A 25381-nucleotide genomic window follows, 5' to 3' on the forward strand; every position below is an offset into this window, starting at 1 on the left:
GCAAGGTCTGCGCCGGGTTGTATCCATAGCCAGACACAGCGAGTTCGGTATCGTCCCCGTCCATCGCGCCCTGATGGACGCAGGCAGAGATGGACTCAAGTGGCGTGCCAAATCTTGATCATGAACACGGCTTTGCCCTAGGCCTTAACGCAGCGCTAACCACGTCATTTCATCAATTCCCATTCGTAGTTTGCCATAGGGCGTGGCATGGGCGTGAGTGGGCAGGTATCGAAACAGGCGGTGGCACAGCCATGCCTCGACGGGTCGCAAGACCCGGTGCGAGAGCGTCGCCGCGTGGCGAAGGCCACATCGAGCGTCCAGACTGGCAAGCCAGCACGCACCACCGGCAGGGACCCGGTAGAGGGTACGCCGGCACTTCCGTTGCAATGGCCCATGCTCGCGGCAGCGGCTCTCTTGGCGGCGGTAACCTGCGGAGTGATTGCGCAGTCATATCCCACAATCCCGGCCCTGATGGCCTTCCTTGCTGCCGGATTGCTTTTCTCGCTCTCGCGCACGGTAAGGAACGCGAGATCGATACCGCACTTATTGGTCACCACTGCCTTCGGGCTGGTTCCGCATTTGCTGGTCGGCTTCGGGTTTGCCGAATGGATGTATTCGGGGGGGCTCCCCGCCGGCCTTGGCTTCGCCGCGATCATCGCCGCTGGAAGCATGGCGGCGGTGTTCTTGGCTGGACGCCCCTTCCCGATGATGTTCACAAATCTCGGCCTTTGGTCGCCGATGGCGGCCTATTCGGCGTGGCAGGGCGATATGACTGTCTTGTATGCATTCGTGGCTGCGGTGCTCGCCGGCATCGGCATCGCGCTATTCCAAGCCCATTACGAACGCGATAACGAGGAAGATCGGCAAGCCGAGGAACGGCTGCGCAATCGCTCCATGGACATCATGCAGGATTACGAAGCGACCGGGCAGGGCTGGTTCTGGGAGACCGACCGCGAAGGGCGCATCGTTTATATCTCGCAGGAATTCGCCAATCGTTACGGGCTCGACCACGATGATCTGATCGGGCAGGTCTTCACGCAGGTTTTCGAGGTGGACCCTGACGAGCGCGATGCCGAGCGCACGATCAAGTTCCACTTTACCGCGCAGTCCGCCTTTCACGATATGCCCGTGCGTGGTTCGGATCGGGATGGTGAAGGGTCGTCGTGGTGGTCGGTCAATGGCCGCCCCATCTTCGACGGTTTCGACAATTTCTGTGGGTTCAGGGGTTCGGGCACGGACCTGACCGAGCGCCGCCGGTCGACCGAACGTGCATCGCGCCTCGCGATGTTCGATTCGCTCACCGGGCTCGCCAATCGCCACTCGCTGTCGCAAACCCTGTCCAAGCTGCTGACCAATCCCGACCAGAGCCGGCGCCAATGCGCGATCCTGATGCTCGATCTCGATCGGTTCAAGCACGTCAACGATACTTTCGGCCATCCCACGGGCGATGCCCTGCTGGTGCAGGTTGCCCGGCGTATCGAAAAGGTTGTCGGCGGGGCAGGCGTCGTGGGGCGTCTGGGCGGGGACGAATTCAAGATCATCATTCCGCGGGCGTGCGAAAAGCAGCAGTTGGAGCAGTTGTCCAGCGACATCATCCATGCCGTTTCGCAACCCTATTCCCTGGATGGCAAGCGGATGGTGATCGGCGTGTCGATCGGGATCGCGCTGGCACCGGAGCATGGGAGCTGCAGCGAACGCGTGATCCGCAGCGCCGACCTCGCGCTCTACGCAGCCAAGGATGCCGGGCGTGGGCGCTATCACCTTTTCAGCCCCGATCTCCATGCCGCCGCGCAGGAACGCAACCAGCTGGAAGAAGAGCTGCGGCATGCCATCGACAACGGTAGCCTGCAGCTGCACTACCAGCCCGTGGTCGATACCGTGAGCGAACAGATCAGCGGTTTCGAGGCGCTGCTGCGCTGGAATCACCCGACCCATGGATGGATCAGCCCGGAAAAATTCGTTCCGGTTGCAGAGGATGCGGGACTGATCGTCGCCATCGGTGAATGGGCGATCCGGCAGGCATGCTCGGACCTGGCGCGCTGGCCCGAGAAAGTGCGCTGCGCGGTCAATGTTTCACCGCTCCAGTTTGCCGATCCCAACCTGCCGGACATGATTGCAAAAACCATCGCGGCAGCTGGCATCAAGCCTTCGCGACTTGAGCTGGAAATCACCGAAAGCGTGTTCCTGGACGACGACGAAGGCACAGATGCTACCTTCGCCGCGCTCAAGAAAGTCGGCGTGCGGCTGGCCCTGGACGATTTCGGAACCGGGTACTCCTCGCTCGGCTATCTCAAGAACGCGCCGTTCGACAAGATCAAGATCGATCAGGGCTTCGTGCGTGGCGCGACCCTGCCGGGCAGTCGCAATGGCGCGATCATCGCCGCGATCAGCAGCCTTGCTACTGCCTTGGGCATGGATACCACCGCCGAGGGGGTCGAGAACCTCGACGAGCTGGATTTGATCCGCCGCCACGGGTGCAGCCATATCCAGGGCTATATCTATTCCAAGCCGCTCTCGCCCGACCAGGCCGACGCGCGGCTCGCCCAGGGTCTGGCGATCGAGCCTACGGGGCCGCGCATGTCGCGCGAACCGCGCCGGGCGATGCTGCGCCGGGTGGTGCTGCAGCATGGCGAGGATTTCTACAACGGGACGATCCGCAACATGTCCGCGCAGGGCGCGCTGGTCGAAGGGCTCTGGAACGTGCCCGAAGGCACCCGTTTCCGCATTGCCTTGTCCGACCAGCTGGCGGTGAATGCCGAAGTGCGCTGGTGCTGTGAAAACCGCGTGGGAGTGCGGTTCGATCAGAAACTGTGGCGAGACAAGAATGGGCAATTCGATCTTCCGGCGCCGCCTGTCGGCCGCAAGCGCCAGAACGGGGACTCGTCGCACCGTCGCACTGCCTGAGGTCGGGCAGGATCGCCACGCCGGAAACTATCGCGCAAAACTGCTGACAGCGCCGCCGAGCGTGTCTAATGCGGCGCGGCAATGACCGACCTTTCCAAGATCCGCAATTTTTCGATAATCGCCCATATCGATCACGGCAAGTCCACGCTCGCCGACCGGCTGATCCAGCTCACCGGCGGCCTGACCGAGCGCGAGATGAAAGAGCAACTGCTCGACAACATGGATATCGAGCGCGAGCGGGGCATCACCATCAAGGCGCAGACAGTGCGCCTCAACTACACCGCATCCGATGGCGAGACGTACCAGCTCAACCTGATGGACACGCCCGGCCACGTCGATTTCGCCTACGAAGTCAGCCGCAGCCTCGCCGCGTGCGAGGGCGCGCTGCTGGTGGTCGACGCGGCGCAGGGGGTGGAGGCGCAGACGCTCGCCAATGTCTACCAGTCGATCGAGCACGACCACGAAATCGTGCCCGTCATCAACAAGATCGACCTCCCCGCCGCGGAGCCGGACAAGGTCAAGGCGGAGATCGAGGACATCATCGGCCTCGACGCGTCGGACGCGGTGCTCACCTCCGCCAAGTCCGGCATCGGCGTCGAAGGCGTGCTTGAAGCAATCGTCGCGCGTATCCCCGCGCCCAGCGGAGACCGCACCGCGCCCCTGAAAGCCTCCCTCGTCGATTCCTGGTACGACCCCTATCTCGGCGTCGTCATCCTCGTGCGCGTGATCGACGGCGTCATCACCAAGGGGCTGAACGTCAGGTTCATGCAGGGCGGCACGCAGCACCTGATCGACCGGGTGGGCGCTTTCACCCCCAAGCGCGTCGACCTGCCGGAAATCGGCCCGGGCGAGATCGGCTTCATCACCGCGCAGATCAAGGAGGTGGAGCAGGCCCGCGTGGGTGACACGATCACCACAGTGAAGAACGGCGCGACCGAGCCACTCAAGGGCTACAAGGAAGTGCAGCCGGTGGTGTTCTGCGGGCTGTTCCCGGTCGACGCCGCCGATTTCGAGAAGCTGCGCGAATCCATCGGCAAGCTGCGCCTCAACGACGCCTCATTCTCCTACGAGATGGAAAGCTCCGCCGCGCTCGGCTTCGGCTTCCGCTGCGGCTTCCTCGGCCTGTTGCACCTCGAGATCATCCAGGAACGGCTCAGCCGCGAATACGACCTCGACCTGATCACCACCGCGCCATCGGTCGTCTACCGCATCCACCTCGGCAAATCGCGCAACGAGGATGCCAAGGTGATCGAGCTGCACAATCCCGCCGACTATCCCGACCCCAACCGGATCGAGGTGATCGAGGAACCGTGGCTCAAGGCGGTGATCTACACGCCCGACGAATATCTGGGCTCCATCCTCAAGCTGTGCCAGGACCGGCGCGGCATCCAGACCGACCTGACCTACGTGGGCGGACGCGCGCAGGTGACCTACGAGCTGCCGCTGAACGAGGTGGTGTTCGATTTCTACGACCGGCTGAAGAGCATCAGCCGCGGCTATGCCAGCTTCGATTACGAGCAGATCGGCCTGCGCGAAGGCGACCTCGTGAAGATGAACATCCTCGTCAACAACGAGCCGGTCGATGCGCTATCGCTGATCGTCCACCGCGGCGTGGCGGAGGAGCGCGGTCGCGGCATGTGCGAGCGGCTGAAAGACCTGATCCCGCGCCACCTGTTCAAGATCCCGATCCAGGCCGCGATCGGCGGCAAGGTGATCGCCCGCGAAACCATCGCCGCGCTGCGCAAGGACGTGACCGCTAAATGCTATGGCGGCGACATCACGCGCAAGAAGAAGCTGCTGGAGAAGCAGAAGAAGGGGAAGGCGCGGATGCGGGAGTATGGCAATGTGAGCATTCCACAGGAGGCGTTTATTGCCGCGCTGCGGATGGGGGAGGAGTAGACCTCACGGTATGGCGAGAAATCAAACACAATCGAATCAGAAATTGAGAGTTGGGGGCTGAATCCTCTCGTGGTACAAACAACACAAAGATTTGCCCCAGAATCTCCGCCGGTTCATTTCCTGATCGAGGAGATCGATCATGGAACACTTGGCCTGCCTGACTTGCAGCGACCATTCGTTTGGAAGCGATCGCGGATCAGGGACTTATTCGATTCTCTCTATCAAGGTTTCCCGGTCGGCTACCTCCTGTTCTGGAGCACGCCAAAGCAGGTGGACAGCCACTCGATTGGCACCAAGACTGACGCTCGCGAGAACCAGAAGATGATCGTCGACGGCCAACAGCGGCTGACCAGCCTCTATGCGGTGATGAAAGGCAAGCCGATCCTCAATGAATCGAACGAAGAACAGTTCATCCGCATTGCCTTCAACCCGCTGACTGAGGAATTCACGGTTGCCAACGCCTCGTCCGACAATAACCCCGCTTTTATTCCTAACATCTCGAAAATCTGGAACAGCCAGAAGGGGGCCTTCTTCTTCATCAACGAATTTATCGAGCAGTTAAAGGCACATCAGCAACTGGATGCCGAACTGGAACGCAAGGTGGCGCAGAACATCCAGCAGCTGGAGAACATTCGCAACTACCAGTTTTCGGTGCTGGTGCTGTCGGCAGACCTCGACGTCGATACGGTTGCCGAGGTTTTCCAGCGGATCAATGCCGGAGGCATCCCGCTCAATTCCGCGGACTTCATCCTGACCTTGATGTCGGTGCACTGGGTCGAGGGCCGCCACAGGTTGGAGGACTTTGCGCGGCTGGCGAAGGTGCCTTCGGCAAACCGCGAAGCCTCTCCCTACAACGTGTTTCACGCTCCATCGCCTGACCAGTTGCTTCGCGTGGCGGTCGGCCTGGGACTGAAGCGAGGTGTGCTCCAGAACGCCTACCAGATTCTGCGCGGGCGCGACCCGGTGGACAAAAAGGTGAAGGAAGGTCTGCGCGATGCTCGCTTCGACGAGCTCAAGCTGGCGCAGGCCAAGGTACTCGACCTCAACTCGTGGCACGAATTCATTAATTGCGTCAAAGGTGCCGGTTTCCGCTCAGGGGCGATGCTGACTTCGGCAAACAACTTCCTCTATGGCTACCTGTTCTTCCTGATCGGTAAGCACGAATTCGGTGTTGAACGACGCTCCTTGCGTGAAGTGATGAGTCGCTGGTTCTTCATGAGTGCACTGACCGGTCGCTATACCGGCAGCCCGGAAACCGTGCTGGAGGCCGACCTGCGACGGCTCGACCAAGTCGAAAAGACAGGCGAGGGCTTCGTCCAGCTCCTCAACACGCTGATCTCGCACCAATTGACCGACGACTACTGGAAGGTGACGCTGCCTGAAAAGCTGGACTCCTCCTCAGCCTACAGCCCTTACCTGTTCGGCTACTACGCGGCTTTGAATTTGCTCGGGGCGACGGCGCTGTTCTCGTCGATCCGCGTCAGCGAACTGCTAGATCCGGGCGTCGTCGGTAACAGGGCGTCGATCGAACGGCACCACCTGTTTCCCAAGGGATACCTGCGGGCACTCGGCATCACGGGGACTTATCGGCTCAATCAAATCGCCAATTATGCTTTCGTCGAGTGGGCCGACAATATGGACATCTCCGACGATCCGCCCGCGGAATATTTCCCGCCGCTGTTTGCCGGCCTCTCCGAGCAGGAGAAAGCCAATGCCAGCTATTGGCATGCACTCCCGCAGGACTGGCACGCGCTCGACTACACAGAATTCACCAAGGAGCGGCGGCAGTTGATCGCGGGCGTTATCCGCGACGGCTACGGCGTGCTGGTGGGCGACATCCCGCCGCAGCTTGCGCAGGGCAAGCCCGAGCCCTCGGTCGTTGAGCTGTTGACGGTGATGGAAACGCTGAAGGTCGAATTCAAGGCGACAGCCAGGGTGCCGCTGAGCTCCGATGTGCCAGAGAAAGTCATCAACGAAGGCGTGATTAAGACGGTCGCCGCCTTTATGAATACGGCTGGCGGGACGTTGGGCATCGGGATTTCAGACGAGGGAGACATCCTCGGCATCCAGCCCGATCTGGATTTCAAGAAGCAGGACCTAGATGGCTACATCAACTGGCTTTCGACGTTGCTTATCAACGCCCTAGGCAGCGCATTCGTCGCCAAGCTGGTAAGTATCAGGCCTGAACTTGTTGAGGATCAGGTGGTGTGTCTGGTCGACGTTTTGCCCGCAGCACGCCCGGTATATGCCGATACCGTCAAAGGCAATGAGACCTTCTACGTTCGAGTTGGCAATACTACCCGCATTCTATCAGGCGCGGAGCTGGTCGACTACGTCAACGATCACTTCTGAGAGGAAGCATTGATCCAACATGACCTTCGGCGTTTTCATGCACAAGGATGGGTCGATCTACGACGACATTCCTGAGGTGCATTACCAATTTCCGAAAAGGTATCTTAGCCGCGCTCAGCAGATGGTCGGCGACTGGATTGTATATCGTGAGCCGGTCAAACCCGCAGGTTCGAAGGGCTTCTTTGCGGTCGCCAAGGTCGAGCGGATCATACCCGACCCGGACGAGCCGGAGCGTTACCGCGCACTCATCGAAGAAGGTAGCTACCTGCCGTTCGAGCCAACCGTTCCACACATTGTAAACGGCCAACAGGTCGAGCGTGGTGTTCTCAACGAGGCAGGCAATGTATCCGGCCGGGCTCAGGCTGCGATCCGCCCGCTGTGGCCTTCGGACTTTGCGCGCATCATCGCGCTGGGCCTGCCCGACGAAGATTATCTGCCGCGTGTTGACGAACCCGGCGCAGGCGAAAACACTCTGCGCGAAGAAAGGATGCCGTTCGCGATCGAACGGCCTCTCGTCCAAACGCTTGTTTCAAAGCCCTTCCGGGAGCGCGCGTTTCGGCGCGCGGTGATGCATGCCTATGACGGGCGTTGCGCTGTGACCGGGTGGAAACTTATCAACGGCGGCGGTCGGCTCGAAGCGCAAGCAGCACATATCCGGCCGGTCGAACATGGCGGGCCGGACAGTGTGCGCAATGGGCTCGCGCTATCGGGCACGGCACACTGGATGTTTGACCGCGGGCTGATCTGCCTCTCGGACGATCACGACATCATGATCCATCGCAAGGTCAACGACCGCGACGGTGTGGCCGCGATCATCAATCCGAGCGGCAAGCTTATCCTACCGAAGCGCGAGGCGGATCGACCACATCCGAAGTTTCTCGGCTGGCACCGCGAGTTTCATTCCTACGCAGCTTAGATCGGCGCTGTCCTACACGCCTCACACCCGCTAACATCACAACCGCTTTTTCAATGCGTCGATCCTGCGCCTGCCGTCTCCATCGCGCGCGCAAGAAAAGGGGCGAGCCATGGCGGCCCGCCCCTGTTTGCCGTGTGCCCGAACCTCATTCCAAGAGGGCACGGTTTTTGGCCTTAAGACACTGTGTCAGGTGTGTCAGGGCCGCGTCTGGCCGCTGCCATGCACGAGGTACTTGAAGCTGGTCAGCTGTTCGAGGCCGACCGGCCCGCGCGCGTGCATCTTGCCGGTCGCGATGCCGATCTCTGCGCCCATGCCGAACTCGCCGCCGTCGGCGAACTGGGTGGAGGCGTTGTGCATCAGGATCGCGCTGTCGATCGCGGTCATGAACCTGGCGGCAGCGGCGTCATCCTCGGTGATGATCGCGTCGGTATGGTGACTGGAATAGGTGTCGACCCACGCGATCGCCTCGTCCAGCCCGTCGACCACCTTCACCGATGCGATGGGGTCGAGATATTCGGTGCCCCAGTCCTCGTCCGTGGCGGGCTTGATGCTGGGCGCGATGGAGAGGGCGGTCTCGTCGCCGCGCAGTTCGCAATCCTCGCCCATGATCGCGGCGATCTTGGGGATGGCCTGTTCGGCCACCGCGCGGTCGACTACGATGCTCTCGGTTGCCCCGCACACGCCGGTGCGGCGCAGCTTGGCATTGCGGATGACCTCGGCGGCCTTGTCCAAATCAGCCTTTTCATGGACGTAGGTGTGGCAGTTGCCATCGAGGTGGAGGAGCGTGGGGACCGACGCCTGGTCGCGCACCAGCTCGACGAGGCCTCGCCCGCCGCGCGGGATGACGAGGTCGACGAACTCGTCCGCCTTGAGCAGTTCGGCCACGGCGGCGCGGTCGGTCGTGCCGACGGTCTGCACCGCATGTTCGGGCAGGCCCGCAGCTTTCAGGCCGGCCTGCATGCAGCGGACAATGACCCGGGTTGAATGGCGGCTCTCGCTGCCGCCGCGCAAGATCACTGCATTGCCGCTCTTGAGGCACAGCGCCGATGCGTCCGCGCCGACATTGGGCCGCGATTCGTAGATCATGCCGATCACGCCGATGGGCACGGCCACGCGTTCGATCTTCAGCCCGTTGGGTCTGTCGAAAGTGGCGAGCTGGCGGCCCACAGGATCGGGCAGCTGCGCAATCTGTTCGAGCGCATCTGCCATGCCCTCAATCCGGTCGGGCGTGAGTTTCAGGCGGTCGATGAAACTGTCCGGCTTCTTGCCCGCGACGCTTTCGACATCCTTGGCATTGGCTTCGAGGATCTCGTCCTCGGCATCGCGCAGCGCCTTGGCGGCGGCGCGCAGCGCTTCGTTCTTCGCATCGGTGCTGGCGGTCAGCAGCCCCTTGGCCGCGGCGCGCGCATTCGAACCGAGTTCGTGGATATGGATTGCGGGGTCCAGTGTCTGGTCGTTCATGGTGGTCCTCTTCGGATCGTTGTTTTGGATGTCCTACTCAATAGACGGGTCGGGTGGGGCAGGGTTCCGAGCGTACGCTACCTCAGTTCGACAGCACGCTTGTACGCAGCCTCCAGCGTCGCCTCGAACTTGCGCGACATCGCCCCGTCGCCGTTCAGTGCATCGAGACCGGCGGCCGTGGTGCCACCCTTGCTGGTGACCGAATTGCGCAGGTCCTCCAGCGACTGGTCATCCTGGTCGATCGCCATGGCGATCGTGCCTTCCAGCGTACCGAGCACCAGTGCGCGGGCCTGTTGGTGCGAAAAGCCGATACCTTCGGCTGCCGCGACATAGGCGCGGGCGAGTTCGAACACATAGCCCGGGCCCGAGCCTGCGACGGCGGTGACGCGGTCGAGCTGGTCTTCATCGTCGACCTGCACCACCGTGCCGGTGCGCTCCATCATCGCGGTGGCGTGCTGGCGCTGCTCGTCGGTGACACCGGGACCGGCGACCAGCCCGTTGGTCGCCTTGCCCACGAAAGCGGGCAGGTTGGGCATGATGCGGATCACGGGCGCATCGTTCATAACCGAGGAAAGGCGCGCGATGGAGGCCCCCGCAGCCATCGATATCACATAGCCGTTGTCAGCCAGCATCGGTGCGTAGTCTGGAAGGATTTCGTCGATCATCTGCGGCTTGATCGCGACAATGACGACATCGAACTGGCGGTCTCCCAGTTCGGTCCTGTCCTTGCAGAGCTGCACACCATCGGGCGCGTTTTCAAGAAAAGGATCGACAATAGAAAACTGTTCGCCGCCACGCTTCCAGTATTCGAGTAGCGCGCCGCCCATTTTTCCACAGCCAATGAGAAGTACGTTCTGAAAAATAGTCTTCCTCCGTATCAAGTCGAATAAATCGGTCGACCTATGAAGGGCGTTAATGCCCCTCAATCGATCTAGACCGCTGTTTATTCTTTTATAACACAGCTGTGCAATTTTTTCCAGTGGGTTGTGCGTTGCAGCACCGCTCCCTATGTCGCACGCACTGTTTGAGTTGATATACGGGTAGAATATGTCGCAATCACAAACTGTTGTCGTCAAAATCGGCTCCACCCTGGTTGCGAATTCCGAACGCCTCACCCCCCGCTTCGGCTTCATCCAGCGCCTGCTGGAGGATGTCGCCAAGCTTCGCGAGCGGGGCATGAACGTAATCCTGTGTAGCTCCGGCGCGGTCGCGCTTGGGCTCAAGATCGTGGGCGAAAGGCCGGAGACTGCGGGTGTGAGCGACAAGCAGGCTGCTGCTGCGTGCGGCATGCCTCTGCTCACCAATGCCTACAAGCAGATCGGCCACGAATTCGATTTCGAAATTGCGCAGGTCCTGCTGACGCTGGGCGATTTCGAAGACCACCGGCGTTTCCTCAACACGCGCAATACGGTGTTCCGCCTGCTCGAGGCGGGTGTCGTGCCGATCGTCAACGAGAACGATTCGATCACAACCGAGGAAATCCGCGTGGGCGACAACGACCGGCTGGCAGCCAAGGTGGCGCAGATGGTCGATGCGGAGGATTTCATCATCCTGACCGAGGTCGATGGCCTGTACGATCGCCACCCGGACGAGGATGGCGCGGAATTCATCCACGAGGTCACCGATGTCGCGCCGTTCATGGAGGCGACAAAGGGCAAGAGCACGCTGGGCACCGGCGGGATGACGACCAAGCTGATGGCCGCCAACATCGCGCAGGAAGCGGGTTGCACCACCTATATCGCGCATGGCGAGGTCGATAATCCGCTCAGCACCGTGCTCGATGCAGAGCGACGCTGCACGCGCTTCCCCGCGCATGAATCGGCGGTGTCGGGCTGGAAGAGCTGGATCGCCAACCGCCTGCAGATGGCAGGCAGCATCGGCATATCGGATGAGTTGGCGGACGAGATTGCCAATGGAGACCGATCGATCCGGCGCGAGGATATTCTCTCGATCGACGGGGACTTCACGCGCGGCGATGTGCTGCACGTGTATGACCAGAACGGGCAGGAGCGGGCCCGGGGCCTCTCCGATTTCACATCCGAAGAACTGCGCGTGCTGGCGGTAAACCCGCATCTCGATGCCGAACAGCTGCTGGGCTACACGACCAAGGGCGAGGTTATCCGCGCCAAAAACCTTGTCAGTCTGGAAGGCAGGCACCTGCTGTGGGATGCGCCTGAGGGGAGCGAAGTGGCAGGCCATGGAGAGCGGCCGACCGCGTGATCGTGCCCGTCTCGTAACCTGTTCCGTTTCACTTGGCGTTCATGGCGCCCGGCGCTATACCGCCGCCCCATGACCAAGTTTCGCAAGCCCCTAGTCGCCGCAGCCATTCTCGGCACCCTTGCCACGCTGACCTCGGCATGTGCCGGAAGTGGGGGCAAGCCGTCCGATACCGCCTACGTCGCGCGCGACGTGGAGACGCTCTATGCGAGCGCAAAGGAACGGCTCGACCGCGGCAATGCGACTCTCGCTGCGCAGCTGTTCGATGAAGTGGAGCGCCAGCATCCTTATTCGCCGTGGGCGCGCCGCGCACAGTTGATGAGCGCGTTCAGCTATTACGTATCGCGCGATTACACCAAGGCGATCCAGAGCGCCCAGCGTTTCCTTTCGATCCACCCGGGTAACAAGGACGCGCCTTACGCCTATTACCTGATTGCTCTGAGCTATTACGAGCAGATCAGCGATGTGACGCGCGACCAGAAGACGACCGAGCAGGCACTTGCCGCACTGCAAGAGGTCGAGCGCCGTTTCCCGCAATCCGAATATGCGTCCGACGCGCGGCTGAAGATCGACCTGGTCAACGATCACCTTGCGGGCAAGGAGATGGAGATCGGCCGTTATTACGAACGTGCGGGCAACTGGACTGCGGCGCAGGTCCGCTTCCAGAACGTGGTCGAAAATTACCAGACCACCAGCCACGCGGCCGAAGCGCTCTATCGTCTCACGGAAACCAGCCTCGCGCTCGGCATTCCGGTCGAGGCAAAAAAGTATGCCGCCGTGCTGGGTGCGAACTATCCGGGCAGCAAGTGGTACGAAAAGGCGTTCGAGCTTGTGCAGGACCACGCGCCGGGCACGTCGGTTGCACTGGCGCAATAGCCACGCCGTAAATCGCTGAAACCACTCCTCCGCGTGGCGTTTATGCACATCCGCGAGGGGTAGGCCACGCTTGCGGCGGTGACGCGGCGTACGCTGCACGTTATCCTGATCCTTGCAATGCTGACTCAACTCGCCGTCCGGAACGTCGTGCTGATCGAGGCGCTCGATCTCGATTTCGGGCGTGCGCTGGGCGTGCTGACGGGTGAAACGGGGGCGGGTAAGTCCATCCTGCTCGATGCTCTCGGCCTCGTGCTGGGCAACCGTGCGGAGACGAGCCTCGTGCGCTCGGGTGCCACACAGGCAAGCGTTTCTGCCAGTTTCGAATTTGCGAGCCTTCCACCTGCGCTGGCCGAACTGCTGGACGAAGCGGGCCTTGCCATCGAGCCGGGAGAGCCGCTGATTATCCGGCGGCAAGTCAAGGCCGATGGCGGATCCAAGGCCTTCGTGAACGACCAGTCGGCAAGCGTAGGCCTGCTGCGCAATCTCGCGCCGTTGCTGGTGGAACTGCACGGCCAGCACGATGATCGCGGGCTCGTCAATCCGCGCGGACACAGGCAATTGCTCGATCGGTTTGCGGACGCCGACACCGCCAAGGTCGCCCGCAATTGGCGCGAATGGCAGCGCGCGGCAGAAGCTCTGGAAGAGGCGCGCGAGGCCATCGATGCGGCCAGCGCGGAGCAGGACCTGTTGCTCGCGCATCTGGCGGAACTGACCAAGATCGAACCGCAGGCGGGCGAAGAGGCGCGGCTGGCGGAAGCACGCGCGGCGATGCAGAAGGGAGAGCGGCTCTCCGGCGACCTGGAGGAACTGCGGCATATCTGGGAAGGTTCGGAATCGCCGCTCAGCGAGCTACGCACTGCGGCGCGCCGGCTCGACAGGATTGCGGGGGAGCACAAGCTGCTGGCCGAGGCGCTGGGTGCGCTCGACCGGGCGATCCTGGAGGCGACCGAGGCCGAGGAGAAGCTGGTGGAGGCTGCCGAGGCGCTGGTGCACGATCCTGCGGCGCTCGATGCGGCGGAGACCCGCCTGTTCGACCTGCGCGCGCTCGCCCGCAAGCATCGCTGCGAGGTGGACGAGCTGCCTGCCAAGATGCGCGAGCTGCGCGGCAAGCTCGACGCGATCGAAGGGGGCGAGGCCCAGCTCGATGCCCTGCGTCTGGCCGAGCGTGAGGCGTTCGATGCCTATGAAGGCGCGGCGATCCGCCTGCGCAAGGCCCGCAAGACCGCCGCGAAGAAGCTTGACGAGGCGGTGACGGGCGAATTGGCGCCGCTCAAGCTCGATGCCGCGCGCTTCCGCACCGATGTGCAGCCGCTGCCGCAGGAAAAGTGGGGCGCGAGCGGAATGGATTCGGTCGAATTCCTGATCTCGACCAATCCGGGCGCGGACTTCGCGCCGCTCAACAAGATTGCCAGCGGCGGTGAGCTATCGCGCTTCATCCTCGCGCTCAAGGTGGCCCTGGCCGAGAAGGGCGGCGCGGCGACGATGATCTTCGACGAGATCGATCGCGGCGTGGGCGGGGCGGTCGCTTCGGCCATCGGGGAGCGGCTGGCGCGCCTCGCGAGCGACGGGCAGGTGCTGGTGGTGACGCATTCCCCGCAGGTCGCGGCGCGCGGGCGCACGCACTACCGGATCGCCAAGGCGAGCAGCGGAACGGTGACCAAGACTTCGGTCGAACTGCTCGATGCCGAAGGGCGGCAGGAAGAGATCGCGCGGATGCTCTCGGGCGCGGAGGTCACTCCCGAGGCCCGCGCGCAGGCGGATCGGCTGCTGGAGGGGGTGTGATGAAGAACTCGATGACAACCAAACTTGCCTCAATCCCTGCGCTTTTCCTCGCGTGCATGGCCGCTGGGTGTGGCAGCCCGGACAAGGGATATGACGAGCGGTTCGCGATGCTTGAGGACGCAGACGCTTCGAACGCGGACAAATGTGCCCTGGTGACCGATGCCGCCGAGTGGGCGCTCGACAATCGGGACCGCGAAGCATTCCGCAAGTGGACACGGCTGAAGGAGCAGACCTGCGCAGCGTCCTCCGCCCCGGAAAAACCCGTGGTAGAAAAAGGGGTTATCGAAGGCGCCTACAGCTATCCGAGCGACTATATTCCCGAGGATATCGAGGCCTGCGTGTCGAATGTCGATACGAACGAGACGATCTGCGATTCAGAGCGCGAAGGCAACAATTTCAGCATCGAACTGCCGCCCGGCAGGTACCAGCTGTGGTCCCAGACGGCCGATATGCAGGGATACCGTTCCTATTACAGCAAGGCGGTTCCTTGCGGTCTCGGCGTCGAATGTTCGGACCACACCCCAATCGTGATCGAGCTTGAAAGCGGTGAGCGCTACCGGAATGCCGATCCGGCCGACTGGTACGCAGGCGGCTAACCCTCATCACCGATCGCATCGTTGAGGAACGTCACGATCTCGCGGTAGCTTTCGCGCAGCGCATCGGCGGTGCCCTCGGGTGAGCCGCCCAGCTGGCCGAGCTTGCCGAATGCTTCGTCATCCTCGTCCACCGGCGCGCCGAACCCGTAGTGCCCCGCATCATTATAGGCGAGCAGGCGCACGTCTTCCTTGCCCGCTTCGGCGGCGCGATCGGCGATGGCGCGGCCCATCGCGCATGATGGCCACAGGCTGTCCGATTCGCCGCAGATCATCAGCACCGGTGCGCCGACCTCGGCAATCGGGATCACCGCATCGGGGTTTTGTTTCGCGCGGCTGGCGATTTTGCGCTGGGCAGCGTCCATGTCTCCGCCTAGCAGCTGGACGCCTTCGAGGTCGAGGAAGGGCAGATCCTCACTGCGCCAGGTCCACGGACTGCCGAACTGGTTCCAGGGCTCGTCCCAACTGAAACCGGGCGTGACCACATTGCTCGGCTGGCCCAGTACAATTGCCTTCACCGAAGGATTGCGGATCGCGACCAGTTGCACGGCCTCTGTGCCGCGCGACCAGCCCATCATCGCGGTGCGGGAGGGATCGACCTCGGGCCGGGCGCGCAGCCACGCGAGCCCGCGCTGGAAGGTTTCGAGCCTGATGCCCTCAAGCCGTTCCGGCTGGCCGGGTGCCCGCCAATAGCTGACGTGCAACACCGAAAAGCCATCGTCCTGCAGTGCGCGTGCCAGCCGCGTCATATCGCTGCCGAGCCCGCCTTCGCTGCCGCCGATCAGCAGCACGCCGGGCCCGTTATTGGCTCCATCCGCGGGGTAGAAATTGCCCAGCACGTCGCCCGTGTCGACCCGCTCGCCAACCTCGGCCTCGGGTTCGATCATTTCGAGCGGGACGATGCTGGCCCAGGGTTTCCAGATCCAGATCGCCACTGCCGCCGCGGCGACCAGCAGCAACAGCCCGCCACAACCGCAGCCGATTTTCTTCGCCACACCCATGTCCAGTCCCCCCTTCGGACCCGCATCGAGCATATCATATCGCGCGCCCGAGAAAATCGCTTCCGTAATCTTGTGGGTGTCGCCTATCGGAACGGATGATGGATGACCCCGCCGACCTTACCGAAGCAGAGGCCGCGAACGAGCTGATGCGGCTTGCGCGCACGATCAGGAAGCATAACCGGCTGTATCACGCCGAGGATGCGCCCGAGATCACCGACCAGGAATATGACGCGCTGGTCCGCCGTAACGAGGTGCTGGAGGCGGCATTCCCGCAGCTTGTGCGCCCCGATTCGCCGTCGAAGGGCGTAGGGCACGAGGTGGCCGCATCACCATTGTCCAAGGTCACCCACGCGGTGCGCATGATGAGCCTCGACAATGCGTTCGATGCGGAAGAAGTCGGCGAATGGGTCGCGCGGGTGCGGCGCTTCCTCGATCTCGATGCGGATGCTCCGATTGCCTTTACTGCCGAAGACAAGATCGACGGTCTCTCGCTGTCCTTGCGTTATGAGGACGGCGAACTGGTGCGTGCGGCGACGCGCGGCGACGGGCAAGTGGGCGAGGATGTGACGCCCAATGTCGCGCATATCGCGGACATTCCCGCCAAACTGAATGGCGATGCGCCCGACGTGTTCGAGATTCGCGGCGAGGTTTACATGGAGCGTGCCGCCTTCGCAGACCTCAATACGCGCCTGATGGACGAGGCGCGGGCAGCGGCCGAGGCGAAGGGCGAAGATTTCGACCCGGCTAAGGTTCGCCAGTTCGCCAATCCGCGTAACGCGGCGGCGGGATCGCTGCGGCAGAAGGATGCCAGTGTCACCGCGAAACGTCCCCTGCGCTTCTGGGCGCACGGCTGGGGCGAAGCGTCGGAGGTACCGGGCAAGACGCAGCACGAGGTGATCCGCGCGATAGAAGCATTCGGCCTGCCGGTCTCGCCGCTGTTTGCGCAGGTCGAGGGGCTCGACGCGCTGATCGCCCATTACGAGAAAATCGCGTCGGCCAGGCCAGACCTGCCGTACGAGATCGATGGCGTGGTCTACAAGGTCGACCGGCTCGACTGGCAGGATCGGCTCGGCTTCGTCGCCAAGGCCCCGCGCTGGGCGCTGGCGCACAAGTTCCCTGCCGAACGCGCCGAAACCACGCTGGAGGCGATCGACATACAGGTCGGGCGCACGGGCAAGCTCACACCGGTGGGCCGCCTTGCGCCGGTGCTGGTCGGCGGGGTGACCGTCACCAACGTGACTTTGCACAACCGCGACGAGATTGCGCGGCTGGGCGTTCGGGTGGGTGACCGCGTCGTGATCCAGCGCGCGGGCGACGTGATCCCGCAAGTGGTCGAGAACCTGACGCGCGAGGTGGAGCGGGAGCCTTTCGTATTCCCGGATCACTGCCCCGATTGCGGCAGCGAAGCGGTGGCCGAGGAAGGCGAGGTCGACGTGCGATGCACCGGCGGGCTCATCTGCCCCGCGCAGCGGCTGGAGCGGCTCAAGCACTTCGTCAGCCGCGGGGCGCTCGACATCGAAGGGCTGGGCGAGAAGACCATTGCGCAGTTCATCGAGCATGGCTGGCTGACCGGCCCGGTCGATATTCTCCGCCTGCATGAAAAGCGCACGGATATCCTCGCGCTCGACGGGTGGCAGGAGAAGTCGGTCGATAACCTGCTGGCCGCCATCGAGGATAAGCGCACGCCCGACGCCGCGCGGCTGCTGTTCGGGCTCGGCATTCGCCACGTCGGCGCGGTGACCGCGCGCGACCTGCTGAAAGGCTTGGGCGACATCCGCAAATTGCCCGCCAAGGCAGCGGAGTTCCACGCCTATCGCACCGAGAACCCGCAGGGCGCGGACGAGAAGGTCAGCCCGTTCAATGCGCGCATGCTGGAGGCGGTGCGGCGTATCTACGAGGTGCAGGCCGATGGGATCGGCACGGCGGTTGGCCATGCGCTCGCCGATTTCTTTCACGAGGATCACAACCGGCAGGTCTGGGATGCGCTGATCGGCCCCGAACCCGGAGCGGGAGAAGTCGACCCGCCGGTCTATGAAGTGGAAACCGTCGCCAGCCCGGTCGCGGGCAAGACCGTGGTTTTCACCGGCAAGCTCGAAACCATGAGCCGCGACGAAGCCAAGGCGCAGGCCGAACGGCTAGGCGCCAAGGCTGCGGGCAGCGTATCGGCCAAGACCGACCTGCTCGTCGCGGGGCCGGGTGCGGGCAGCAAGCTGAAGAAGGCGGAAGAGCTCGGCATAGAAGTTATCGACGAAGCGGGCTGGGCCGAGATTGTCTCGAAAGCGAGCTGAACAAACCGCGTGAATGCAAAGCAGGATCGAAACGCCTATATTGCCCCTATGCGCACCCTGTTGCTTCTCGGCCTTTGTGCACTCGTCATCGCGGGCCTGTCGACCTGCCACCTGACCGAAGCGACGGGCGGGGTTTCGGGCGCGCCTTCTTTCGAAGAGCGCGTCAAGCAGGCGGCAGAGGATATCGCGGTGGAGCGTTCGCCCGAGGAAGAATGGCTGGACGACCAGCTGTTTGCACTCGGCAGCGACCTGCAGGGCAAGACGGGGATCGCGGTGTACGATCCGGCGCGGGCGCGGATGATCCACTTCAACGGCACCAATCTCTACCCGCAGCAGAGCGTCAGCAAGCTGTGGGTCGCGCTGACCGCGCTCGACATGGCGGATCGCGGGCTGCTGGACCTGGGGGAGGGCGGCACTGTCCGCGTCGAGGATCTGGCGGTGTTCCACAGTCCGATCCGCAGGTCCGTGGTCGCCAATGGCAGCTTCTCAACCAGCTATCGCGATTTTCTCAGCCGCGCGCTGACTGAAAGCGACAATACCGCCAACGATATGGTGCTGCGCCGCGTGGGCGGACCGGAGGCGGTCCGCGAAGTGCTATCGCGCAAAGGCTTTGCCGATATCCGCTTCGGGCCGGGCGAGCGGCCCATGCAGTCGCAGATCGCGGGGCTCGAATGGCAGCAGGCTTTCGCGCTGGGCAAGACGTTCTTCGATGTGCGCAAGACCGTGCCGCACGATGTTCGGCAAGCGGCCTTCGAGGAATATGTCACCAATCCGGTCGACGGCGCGACCCCGGTTGCCATCGCCGCAGCGCTGGCGCGGCTGCACGAAGGCGCCTTGCTCTCCGATTCCAGTACAGCGCAGTTCCTTGCGTGGCTCGATGCGGTCAAGAGCGGGCCCAACCGGCTGAAGGGCGGACTGCCGGAAGGCTGGCGGATCGCGCATAAGACCGGCACCGGGCAGGTGCTCGATATCGTCCCGAAGGGCGCTCCTGCTGACCAGTCAGGCTATAACGATGTGGGTATCCTCACCGCGCCCGACGGCAGTATCTATACCGTGGCAGTGATGATCGGTCGCACCAATGCACCTGTACCCGAACGGATGGACATGATGCATGGCGTGGTGCGGGCGATTGCCGGCTATCACCAGATGGTTGCAGGGCCGGGCGCCTCCGCTTCGGACGATCCCGGCTCCGATTGAAGTTTTTTCTCCCGAGCCGGTCGAATAGCGCGCTACTCCGGCGTCTCCGGTGTAGGGTATTGCCGATGTGGCCATGCCGGACTGGAGGAGTTGACCGTGCAATACATGCTGCTGATCCATGAGGACGAGAGCGTCTATGCGGGATACAATGGCGCTTCGATGCTGGAAGCGACGCTGGCGGGCCACATGAAGCTGATCGAGGAGCTGTCGGCAAAAGGCGTCGAATTCAGCGGCAATCGCCTGAAGGATGCCAGCACCGCGACCACGATACGGTATGAAAATGGCGGCGAGGGCAGCCTTCACGATGGGCCCTTTGCCGAAACACACGAAGAACTGGGCGGTTACTATGTGATCGAGGCTGCCGACCATGACGAAGCCGTGCGCTGGGCGCGCAGGATCCCCATTCCCGGCAAGGGCGCCGTCGAAATCCGCCCGGTATGGCAGGACTAGCGCAGGCACTGGCGGATGCGCGGCCGAGGGTGATTGCAGCCCTAGCTGCGCAACTGCGCGACCTCGATCTCGCCGAAGAAGCATTCTCGGCCGCGTGCGAGGCGGCACTGGGCGAACCTGCGCCGATCCGCGACCCGGCGGCGTGGACTTATGTGACCGCAAGACGTCGCGCGCTCGACCTGCTGCGCAAACGGGAACGCGAGGCGCGAGCGATCGCCAACCTGCCCGAGCCAGACATCATGGGCGACGTGATCTCCTTTCCCGAGCCGATCCCCGATGATCGTCTGCGGCTGCTGTTCACATGCTGCCATCCCGCGCTGGGGCAGGAGGCGCGGATCGCGCTGGCGCTGCGGGTGATTTGCGGCGTGTCGGTAGCGCGTATCGCGCGTGCCTTCCTTGTTACCGAGCCTGCAATGTTCCAGCGGGTCACGCGCGCCAAGGCGAAGATCAAGGCGGCCAATATCCCCTTCGAAACGCCGCCGCCCGGGGAATGGGAATCGCGGGTCGGAACCGTTCTGGAAACGATAGAGGTCGGGCTTGGCATCGCCTATCGCGACGCGGCAGGGGTAGGCGATACCGCGGGTCTCGCACCCGAGCTTGAGCGGCTGGCGGGCCTGCTTGCCGAATTGATGCCCGATGAGGCGGAGGCGCACGGACTGCTTGCGCTGGTGAGCCTCGTCCGGTCGCGCGAAGCTGCGCGCGTTGACGCTACAGGGACCATGGTGCCGCTATCGCAGCAGGATGTCGCCTTGTGGGATCGTGCCCGGATCGAGGTTGGCCGCGCAGCACTCGACCGGGCAAATGCGCTCGCGAAGCCGGGGCCCGTGCAGGTGCTCGCCGCAATCCACCTGACCCACGCCATGCGCTGCGAGACGGGGCGGACAGACTGGCGCGCGATTCGCCGGCTCTACGATGGGCTGCTTCAATTCCGGTCCAATCGCGTGGTCGCGATCAATCGCGCCGTCGCGATAGGCAGGGCGAAGTCGCCTTGCGATGGCCTCGCGGCGCTGGAAGAGCTGGATAGCGAAAAACTCGCTGGCTTCCTGCCATTTCACGCAGCCCGCGCCGATCTGCTTGCGCGGGCGGGGCGCCGCGAGGAAGCATGCGCAGAATATGACGCGGCTCTCGCGCTGGAGCCGGAGGCAGCAGAAGCGCGGTTTCTGTCGGCACGACGTGCCGCAGTGCAGGCCCCGGATTAGGGCTCGGCCCCGCTTTCGGGGATCCATTTCATCACGCCGCCCGCCAGCGGGGTCCACAGACCCATCTCGATTCCGGCTGTGGCCAGCGTATCGCCCACCCACTGGTTGCAGGTATTGCCAAGGGTGTAATGCCCGATGCTGTCGTAGACCCGGGCGGTCGGATCGAAGCTGTCATGGCTCCCGCGGTCGTGCGGATCCTCGACGAGCGGCAGGCCCGCCTCGATCCGCGCGACAAGCCGCGCATATTCCTCCTCGCGTAAAACAACCCAGCGATGATTCGGGCCGCCAGTGGGGCGATAGTAATGGCCAATCCGCATCACAGCAGGCCCGCCCTGTGTGGCGATCCTTACTGCAGTGCTCGCTTTCAGGTCCCCCCAGGTGGGCACGGTGAGAAAGACCTCGCGATCACCCCAGCCGACCGAGATATGTGTAGGCTTCATCCCTTCGCGCATGTGCTCGGATGCAGACGGGAATGTCTCGCGCCAGTCCTTCACCGACGTGACGACGGGCATGACGATCCCGGTGTGGACGCCGTTGGTTTCGACCATGATCGGAATACCGGTTTCCGCCTCTTTCCAGTCACCATTGCGAGGGATGCTGGACCCTACCCATGCGGAAAGGAAAAACCCGGCCACGATCAGCGCGAGCGCACCGGCCAGCCCCCAGACGATCCGGCCAAGGAGCTTCAGCACCCTCAACCCCACACGTCCCTGAGGCACAGGATCGACCAGTCGCCATTGACGATCCGGTGTTCGAGGCGCAGCCCCTCGCGCTGGTAGGCACGCGTGACACGTGCCTCCTGCGTGGTCAGCAGTCCGGCCAGGATCACCCGCGCCCCCTGTTGCAATGTGCGGGCGAAATCGGGCGCCAGTTCGACCAGCGGGCCTGCGAGGATGTTGGCGATCAGCAAATCATAAGGCGCGTGCGCCTTGAGCGCCGGGTGATCCATGCCCGGCGCTGTGAGATAATAGAGCGCGCCTGCCCGCTGGCCGAGCGCCACAGCATTCCCGGCAGCGTTCTCGCGCACGATTTCCTCGCACACAGGGTCGATATCGCTGGCGATCACATTTGCGGCAGGAAACAGTTTCAACGCGCCGATGGCCAACAGGCCGGTGCCGGTGCCGATATCCGCGATGTCTCGCGGGCGCATCCCGCGCGTCCGCAGCCAGCCGAGCATGGCGAGGCACCCCGCCGTGGTCTCGTGCTGCCCGGTGCCGAAGGCGCGGCTGGCGGGGATGACCAGATCGATAGCGTTCGGTTCGGGCGCATGATCGGGCGTTCGGATATGGAATGGCCCCGCGCGGACCGGCGCTACCGCATGCTGGCTGAGCGTGACCCAGTCTTCCGGCTCGACTTCTTCCAGCGCAAACTCGGGTGCGTTGCCATCGAACATGCGATCGAGCGTAGTCCGCAGTGCCTGGTCGGGGCGGCGCGGATACCAAGCCTCGATTCGCCACAGCCCCGCGTTCAATGGATCGTAGCGATCGGCCTCGACCTCGTGCGCGCTCATTACGAGCTCGCTGTCCCAATCCTCGTCATTGCTGGCCGCCAGCGCGGTTTCCGCGGCGGACCGTTCTACCAGCGCGGTCAGTTTCCAGCTCTTCAACTCGCAGCCTCCTCGGCCAGTCGGGCTTCGAATCGGTCGCCGATGGAAATGGCGTAATCGGCACAGGACATCCCGCCGAGCAGCTCCCCGCTCACCAGTCGCGGAAACATGCGGCTGGCCGATGGGTGCGGTGTGACCAGCAGATCGCAGCGCAGTTGCGCGACCTTGACGATGCTTGCCCTGAATGCGGTGAGGAGGGCGGGATGGTCGCTGAACCGGTACTCGTCCGCCGATACGGGAGAGAGGCTATCGACATAGGCCACGGTCCGGCACAGCGGCGGCTCCCACGGCAGGCTGCAGGCAGGCCACGTCCAGCTCATGGCACCGGGCGTGTGGCCGGGTGTCAGGTGGGCGGTGATGTCCTTGTCATCGATCCGCAGGACCTCGCCATCGGTAACAATCCTGTCGACCTTCACCGGCGTCATCGCAGGATGGATCGCCGACTGCGGATCATCCGGGGACACCGTTCCGCTCTCCAGCACCGTTGCCGCCTCGGGCGATGCGATCACCTTTGCGCCTGTCGCTTCCACCAGCGCCGCGTGCCCACCGACATGGTCGAAATGCTCGTGGCTCATCAGCAGGTAACCGACATCGCGCGGGTCGAGCCCAAGCGCGCGGATATTGTCGAGCACCAGCGGCACAGCGGCTTCCACGCCGCTGTCGATCAGCACGTGTTCGTCCTCGCCAATAATCAGGATCGCGGAGATACCGCAGGTGCCCACGTACCATGTGTCGCCAAGCAGCTGGAACGGCGGGGCCGGCTTGTCCCATTCGTCCCAGTCCTCGCAGGCTTCGATGAAGGCCGATTTAGATAAGCTCGTCCCCAGTTCGAGCGAGCTCGCAACACTGGCCTGCGGTTCGGCTGCCGGGACGGAAGACTGTTCTTCGGGCGGCATGCAGCCGGCCACGGTCATCGCGAGCGCAAGCAGCGCCCCAAGTCTAACGGACATAGCTGGCTCCATTGGCGTCGATGGTCGCGCCGGTCATTGAAGGAGGGGCATCGAGTGCGCACCAGGTGGCGATATCGGCGATCTCTTCCGGCTCGGCAACACGGCCCAGCGGGATATCGGCGAGCAGGCCGGGGCCACCGCGCGACTCCAGATAGTCCCCCGCCATCGCGGTATCGGTGAAACCCGGTGTGATCGCGAAACTGTAGATGCCTTCGCCGGCATAGGCGCGCGCGATGGTCTTGTGCAGCGCCAGCATCCCGCCTTTCGCTGCGGCATAGTGCCAGTGCGCGGGGGAATCGCCGCGATGGCCCGCGCGGCTGGCGACATGGACGATGCGCCCACTTCGACCCGTTTCCTGCCAGTGGCGCACGGCAAACCGGCTGAGCTGCGCAGTGGCGGTCAGGTTGATCCGCAGCGTTTCTTCCCATGCGTCGAGCCATTCGATGTCCGACCGATCAAGATCGCTTGCGTCGAACAGGCCTGCATTATTGACCAGCACATCGATCTGGCCGTCGGCCTGCCGCATCGCTTCTTCCCACAGCAATGATGGCGCCGGAGGATCGGAGAAATCGGCCGCAATCTCGGCTTCGTCATCGCCGCGCGTCGAATGGCCGATCACCTTCACGCACCGCGCCTCCAGCTGTTCGCGAATGGCGGCGCCGATCCCGCGGCTCGATCCGGTGACGAGAATGCAAGTCATGTGTTTTCGCGATAGGCCTTTCGCAGGCTTCAACCAAGCCCTGCGCGTAGCGGCCTGCGCGTATCGGGGCGTGGCACATCTGCTCACGCTGCCTTGAACCTCGTCGCGCTTCCGCTAAGTGGAGGCGCAAAGCCGCCTTTCCGTCCTGTCAGATTGGATCAAGCACCCGTCATGTCGAACAGACCACTCTCCCCCCATCTCCAGATATGGAAGTGGGGCCCGCACATGCTGACCTCGATCCTGCACCGCGTTACCGGCGACGGGCTGGCGCTGGTCGGTCTCGGTGTGCTGCTGTGGTGGCTGGGCGCTCTCGCTGCCGGTGAAGAGGCCTATGCGACGTTCTCTGCCGTGGCGACATCGATCCCCGGTTACATCGTGCTCGTCGGCCTGAGCTGGGCCTTCTTCAATCACATGATGAGCGGTTTGCGCCACTTCGTGATGGATATTGGCGCGGGTTACGAGCTGAACACCAACAAGCTGTGGTCCACGCTCAGCCCGATCTTCGCGATCCTGCTGACTGCCGCGTTCTGGTTCGTCATTCTTTCCAAGCAGGGGGTATTCGCCTGATGGGTAACGGAACCTCTATCGGCCGCGTGCGCGGCCTCGGCTCGGCGCATGAAGGTGCGCATCACTGGCTGCTCCAGCGGTTCACAGCGATCGGCAATCTCGGGCTGGTGCTGTGGCTGGTGGTCAGCTTCATGATGCTGCCCGCCTACGACTACGGCACGGTCACCGACTGGCTTGCCAAACCGATCAGCGCGGCAGCGATGATCCTGCTGATCCTCAGCACCTTCTGGCACGCGCGGCTGGGCCTGCAGGTGTTGATCGAAGACTACATCCACCAGGGCGGCAGCCGCTTTGCGCTGATCGCTCTTCTCAATCTCGCAGCGATTGCGGGGGGCGTCTTCGGCGTCTTCTGCATCGCCAGCATCGCCTTTGCAGGAGCTGCCTGATGGCAAGCCAGAACCCCAACGACACGGGGACCAGCCG

21 protein-coding genes are annotated in these 25381 nt (G+C 63.3%); 14 read left to right on the forward strand and 7 right to left on the reverse strand.

The genetic code is table 11. The features are described 5' to 3' along the window. Positions 1-207 precede the first annotated feature (207 nt). The 4 genes from ACEQXE_RS12785 (at position 208) to ACEQXE_RS12800 (ending at position 8071) form a co-directional block, all read left to right on the forward strand. Positions 208-2904 carry an EAL domain-containing protein gene (locus tag ACEQXE_RS12785; protein WP_372524241.1) on the forward strand — a complete coding sequence of 899 codons (2697 nt, stop codon included), beginning with the start codon at positions 208-210 and terminating at the stop codon, positions 2902-2904. A gap of 81 nt (positions 2905-2985) precedes the next feature. Then, complete coding sequence (gene lepA, locus ACEQXE_RS12790; RefSeq protein WP_370179863.1) at positions 2986-4803, forward strand: translation elongation factor 4; 1818 nt, start codon at positions 2986-2988, stop codon at positions 4801-4803. 69 nt (positions 4804-4872) lie between these two features. Next, on the forward strand, positions 4873-7155 hold the full coding sequence (locus ACEQXE_RS12795) for a DUF262 domain-containing protein (protein WP_370179864.1): 2283 nt from the start codon (positions 4873-4875) through the stop codon (positions 7153-7155). A gap of 19 nt (positions 7156-7174) precedes the next feature. Then, positions 7175-8071, forward strand: a complete 897-nt coding sequence (locus tag ACEQXE_RS12800) for an HNH endonuclease (protein ID WP_370179865.1) — start codon at positions 7175-7177, stop codon at positions 8069-8071. 195 nt (positions 8072-8266) lie between these two features. Here the strand turns inward: ACEQXE_RS12800 and ACEQXE_RS12805 are convergent, their stop codons facing one another. After that, positions 8267-9532, reverse strand: coding sequence for a glutamate-5-semialdehyde dehydrogenase (locus tag ACEQXE_RS12805; RefSeq protein ID WP_370179866.1), 1266 nt, complete (start codon positions 9530-9532; stop codon positions 8267-8269). 77 nt (positions 9533-9609) lie between these two features. After that, entirely contained in the window at positions 9610-10665 is a 1056-nt protein-coding gene (locus tag ACEQXE_RS12810) for a pyrroline-5-carboxylate reductase family protein (protein WP_370179867.1), read from the reverse strand. Here ACEQXE_RS12810 and proB point away from each other — a divergent pair. The 4 genes from proB (at position 10580) to ACEQXE_RS12830 (ending at position 15003) form a co-directional block, all read left to right on the forward strand. Next, entirely contained in the window at positions 10580-11752 is a 1173-nt protein-coding gene (proB, locus tag ACEQXE_RS12815; RefSeq protein ID WP_370179869.1) for a glutamate 5-kinase, read from the forward strand. The two genes, ACEQXE_RS12810 and proB, sit on opposite strands and share 86 nt — an antisense overlap. A 69-nt stretch (positions 11753-11821) precedes the next feature. Continuing rightward, a complete protein-coding gene (locus ACEQXE_RS12820) occupies positions 11822-12625 on the forward strand; it encodes an outer membrane protein assembly factor BamD (RefSeq protein WP_370179871.1) in 804 nt (267 codons plus the stop codon). Positions 12626-12742: 117 nt separating this feature from the next. After that, positions 12743-14407, forward strand: a complete 1665-nt coding sequence (recN, locus tag ACEQXE_RS12825) for a DNA repair protein RecN (protein WP_370179910.1) — start codon at positions 12743-12745, stop codon at positions 14405-14407. A 56-nt stretch (positions 14408-14463) separates the two neighbouring features. Beyond that, positions 14464-15003 (forward strand): hypothetical protein, encoded by a 540-nt coding sequence (locus ACEQXE_RS12830; RefSeq protein WP_372520157.1) that lies wholly within the window; start codon positions 14464-14466, stop codon positions 15001-15003. On the opposite strand, the gene ACEQXE_RS12835 is transcribed toward ACEQXE_RS12830, so the two are convergent. Beyond that, a complete protein-coding gene (locus tag ACEQXE_RS12835; RefSeq protein WP_370182646.1) occupies positions 15000-16034 on the reverse strand; it encodes an acyl-CoA thioester hydrolase/BAAT C-terminal domain-containing protein in 1035 nt (344 codons plus the stop codon). The genes ACEQXE_RS12830 and ACEQXE_RS12835 overlap by 4 nt on opposite strands. A gap of 65 nt (positions 16035-16099) precedes the next feature. On the opposite strand from ACEQXE_RS12835, the gene ligA reads away from it, so the two are divergent. The 4 genes from ligA to ACEQXE_RS12855 all read left to right on the forward strand — a co-directional run bounded on the left by ligA (position 16100) and on the right by ACEQXE_RS12855 (position 21135). Continuing rightward, positions 16100-18289 carry an NAD-dependent DNA ligase LigA gene (gene ligA, locus ACEQXE_RS12840; RefSeq protein ID WP_370179911.1) on the forward strand — a complete coding sequence of 730 codons (2190 nt, stop codon included), beginning with the start codon at positions 16100-16102 and terminating at the stop codon, positions 18287-18289. Positions 18290-18337: 48 nt separating this feature from the next. Further along, on the forward strand, positions 18338-19486 hold the full coding sequence (locus ACEQXE_RS12845; protein ID WP_370179875.1) for a serine hydrolase: 1149 nt from the start codon (positions 18338-18340) through the stop codon (positions 19484-19486). 105 nt (positions 19487-19591) lie between these two features. Next, the gene (locus ACEQXE_RS12850) at positions 19592-19936 is read left to right on the forward strand and encodes a YciI family protein (protein ID WP_370179913.1); all 345 of its coding nucleotides are present in this window, start codon (positions 19592-19594) and stop codon (positions 19934-19936) included. Further along, entirely contained in the window at positions 19924-21135 is a 1212-nt protein-coding gene (locus ACEQXE_RS12855) for an RNA polymerase sigma factor (RefSeq protein ID WP_370179876.1), read from the forward strand. The genes ACEQXE_RS12850 and ACEQXE_RS12855 overlap by 13 nt, the downstream gene beginning before the upstream one ends. Here ACEQXE_RS12855 and ACEQXE_RS12860 read toward each other — a convergent pair. Genes ACEQXE_RS12860 through ACEQXE_RS12875 form a run of 4 tightly spaced genes read right to left on the reverse strand, consistent with a single transcriptional unit; the run spans position 21132 to position 24391 of the window. Then, complete coding sequence (locus ACEQXE_RS12860) at positions 21132-21827, reverse strand: DUF2459 domain-containing protein (protein ID WP_370179878.1); 696 nt, start codon at positions 21825-21827, stop codon at positions 21132-21134. The genes ACEQXE_RS12855 and ACEQXE_RS12860 overlap by 4 nt on opposite strands. Positions 21828-21829: 2 nt before the next feature. Continuing rightward, positions 21830-22741: a 50S ribosomal protein L11 methyltransferase gene (locus tag ACEQXE_RS12865; protein ID WP_370179880.1), complete on the reverse strand. Its 912-nt coding sequence runs from the start codon at positions 22739-22741 to the stop codon at positions 21830-21832. Next, positions 22738-23691, reverse strand: a complete 954-nt coding sequence (bla, locus tag ACEQXE_RS12870) for a subclass B3 metallo-beta-lactamase (protein ID WP_370179882.1) — start codon at positions 23689-23691, stop codon at positions 22738-22740. Before bla ends, ACEQXE_RS12865 begins: the two co-directional genes overlap by 4 nt. Then, on the reverse strand, positions 23681-24391 hold the full coding sequence (locus ACEQXE_RS12875) for an SDR family NAD(P)-dependent oxidoreductase (RefSeq protein ID WP_370179883.1): 711 nt from the start codon (positions 24389-24391) through the stop codon (positions 23681-23683). The genes bla and ACEQXE_RS12875 overlap by 11 nt, the downstream gene beginning before the upstream one ends. A 171-nt stretch (positions 24392-24562) precedes the next feature. Here ACEQXE_RS12875 and sdhC point away from each other — a divergent pair, with 171 nt between their 5' ends. Both sdhC and sdhD read left to right on the forward strand, forming a co-directional pair. After that, positions 24563-24958 carry a succinate dehydrogenase, cytochrome b556 subunit gene (sdhC, locus tag ACEQXE_RS12880; RefSeq protein ID WP_370179885.1) on the forward strand — a complete coding sequence of 132 codons (396 nt, stop codon included), beginning with the start codon at positions 24563-24565 and terminating at the stop codon, positions 24956-24958. Then, positions 24958-25344, forward strand: coding sequence for a succinate dehydrogenase, hydrophobic membrane anchor protein (gene sdhD / locus ACEQXE_RS12885; protein WP_370179887.1), 387 nt, complete (start codon positions 24958-24960; stop codon positions 25342-25344). Before sdhC ends, sdhD begins: the two co-directional genes overlap by 1 nt. The last annotated feature ends 37 nt before the right edge of the window (positions 25345-25381 follow it).

This window comes from Alteriqipengyuania sp. (genome assembly GCF_964222115.1).
Classification (GTDB): Bacteria; Pseudomonadota; Alphaproteobacteria; order Sphingomonadales; family Sphingomonadaceae; genus Alteriqipengyuania.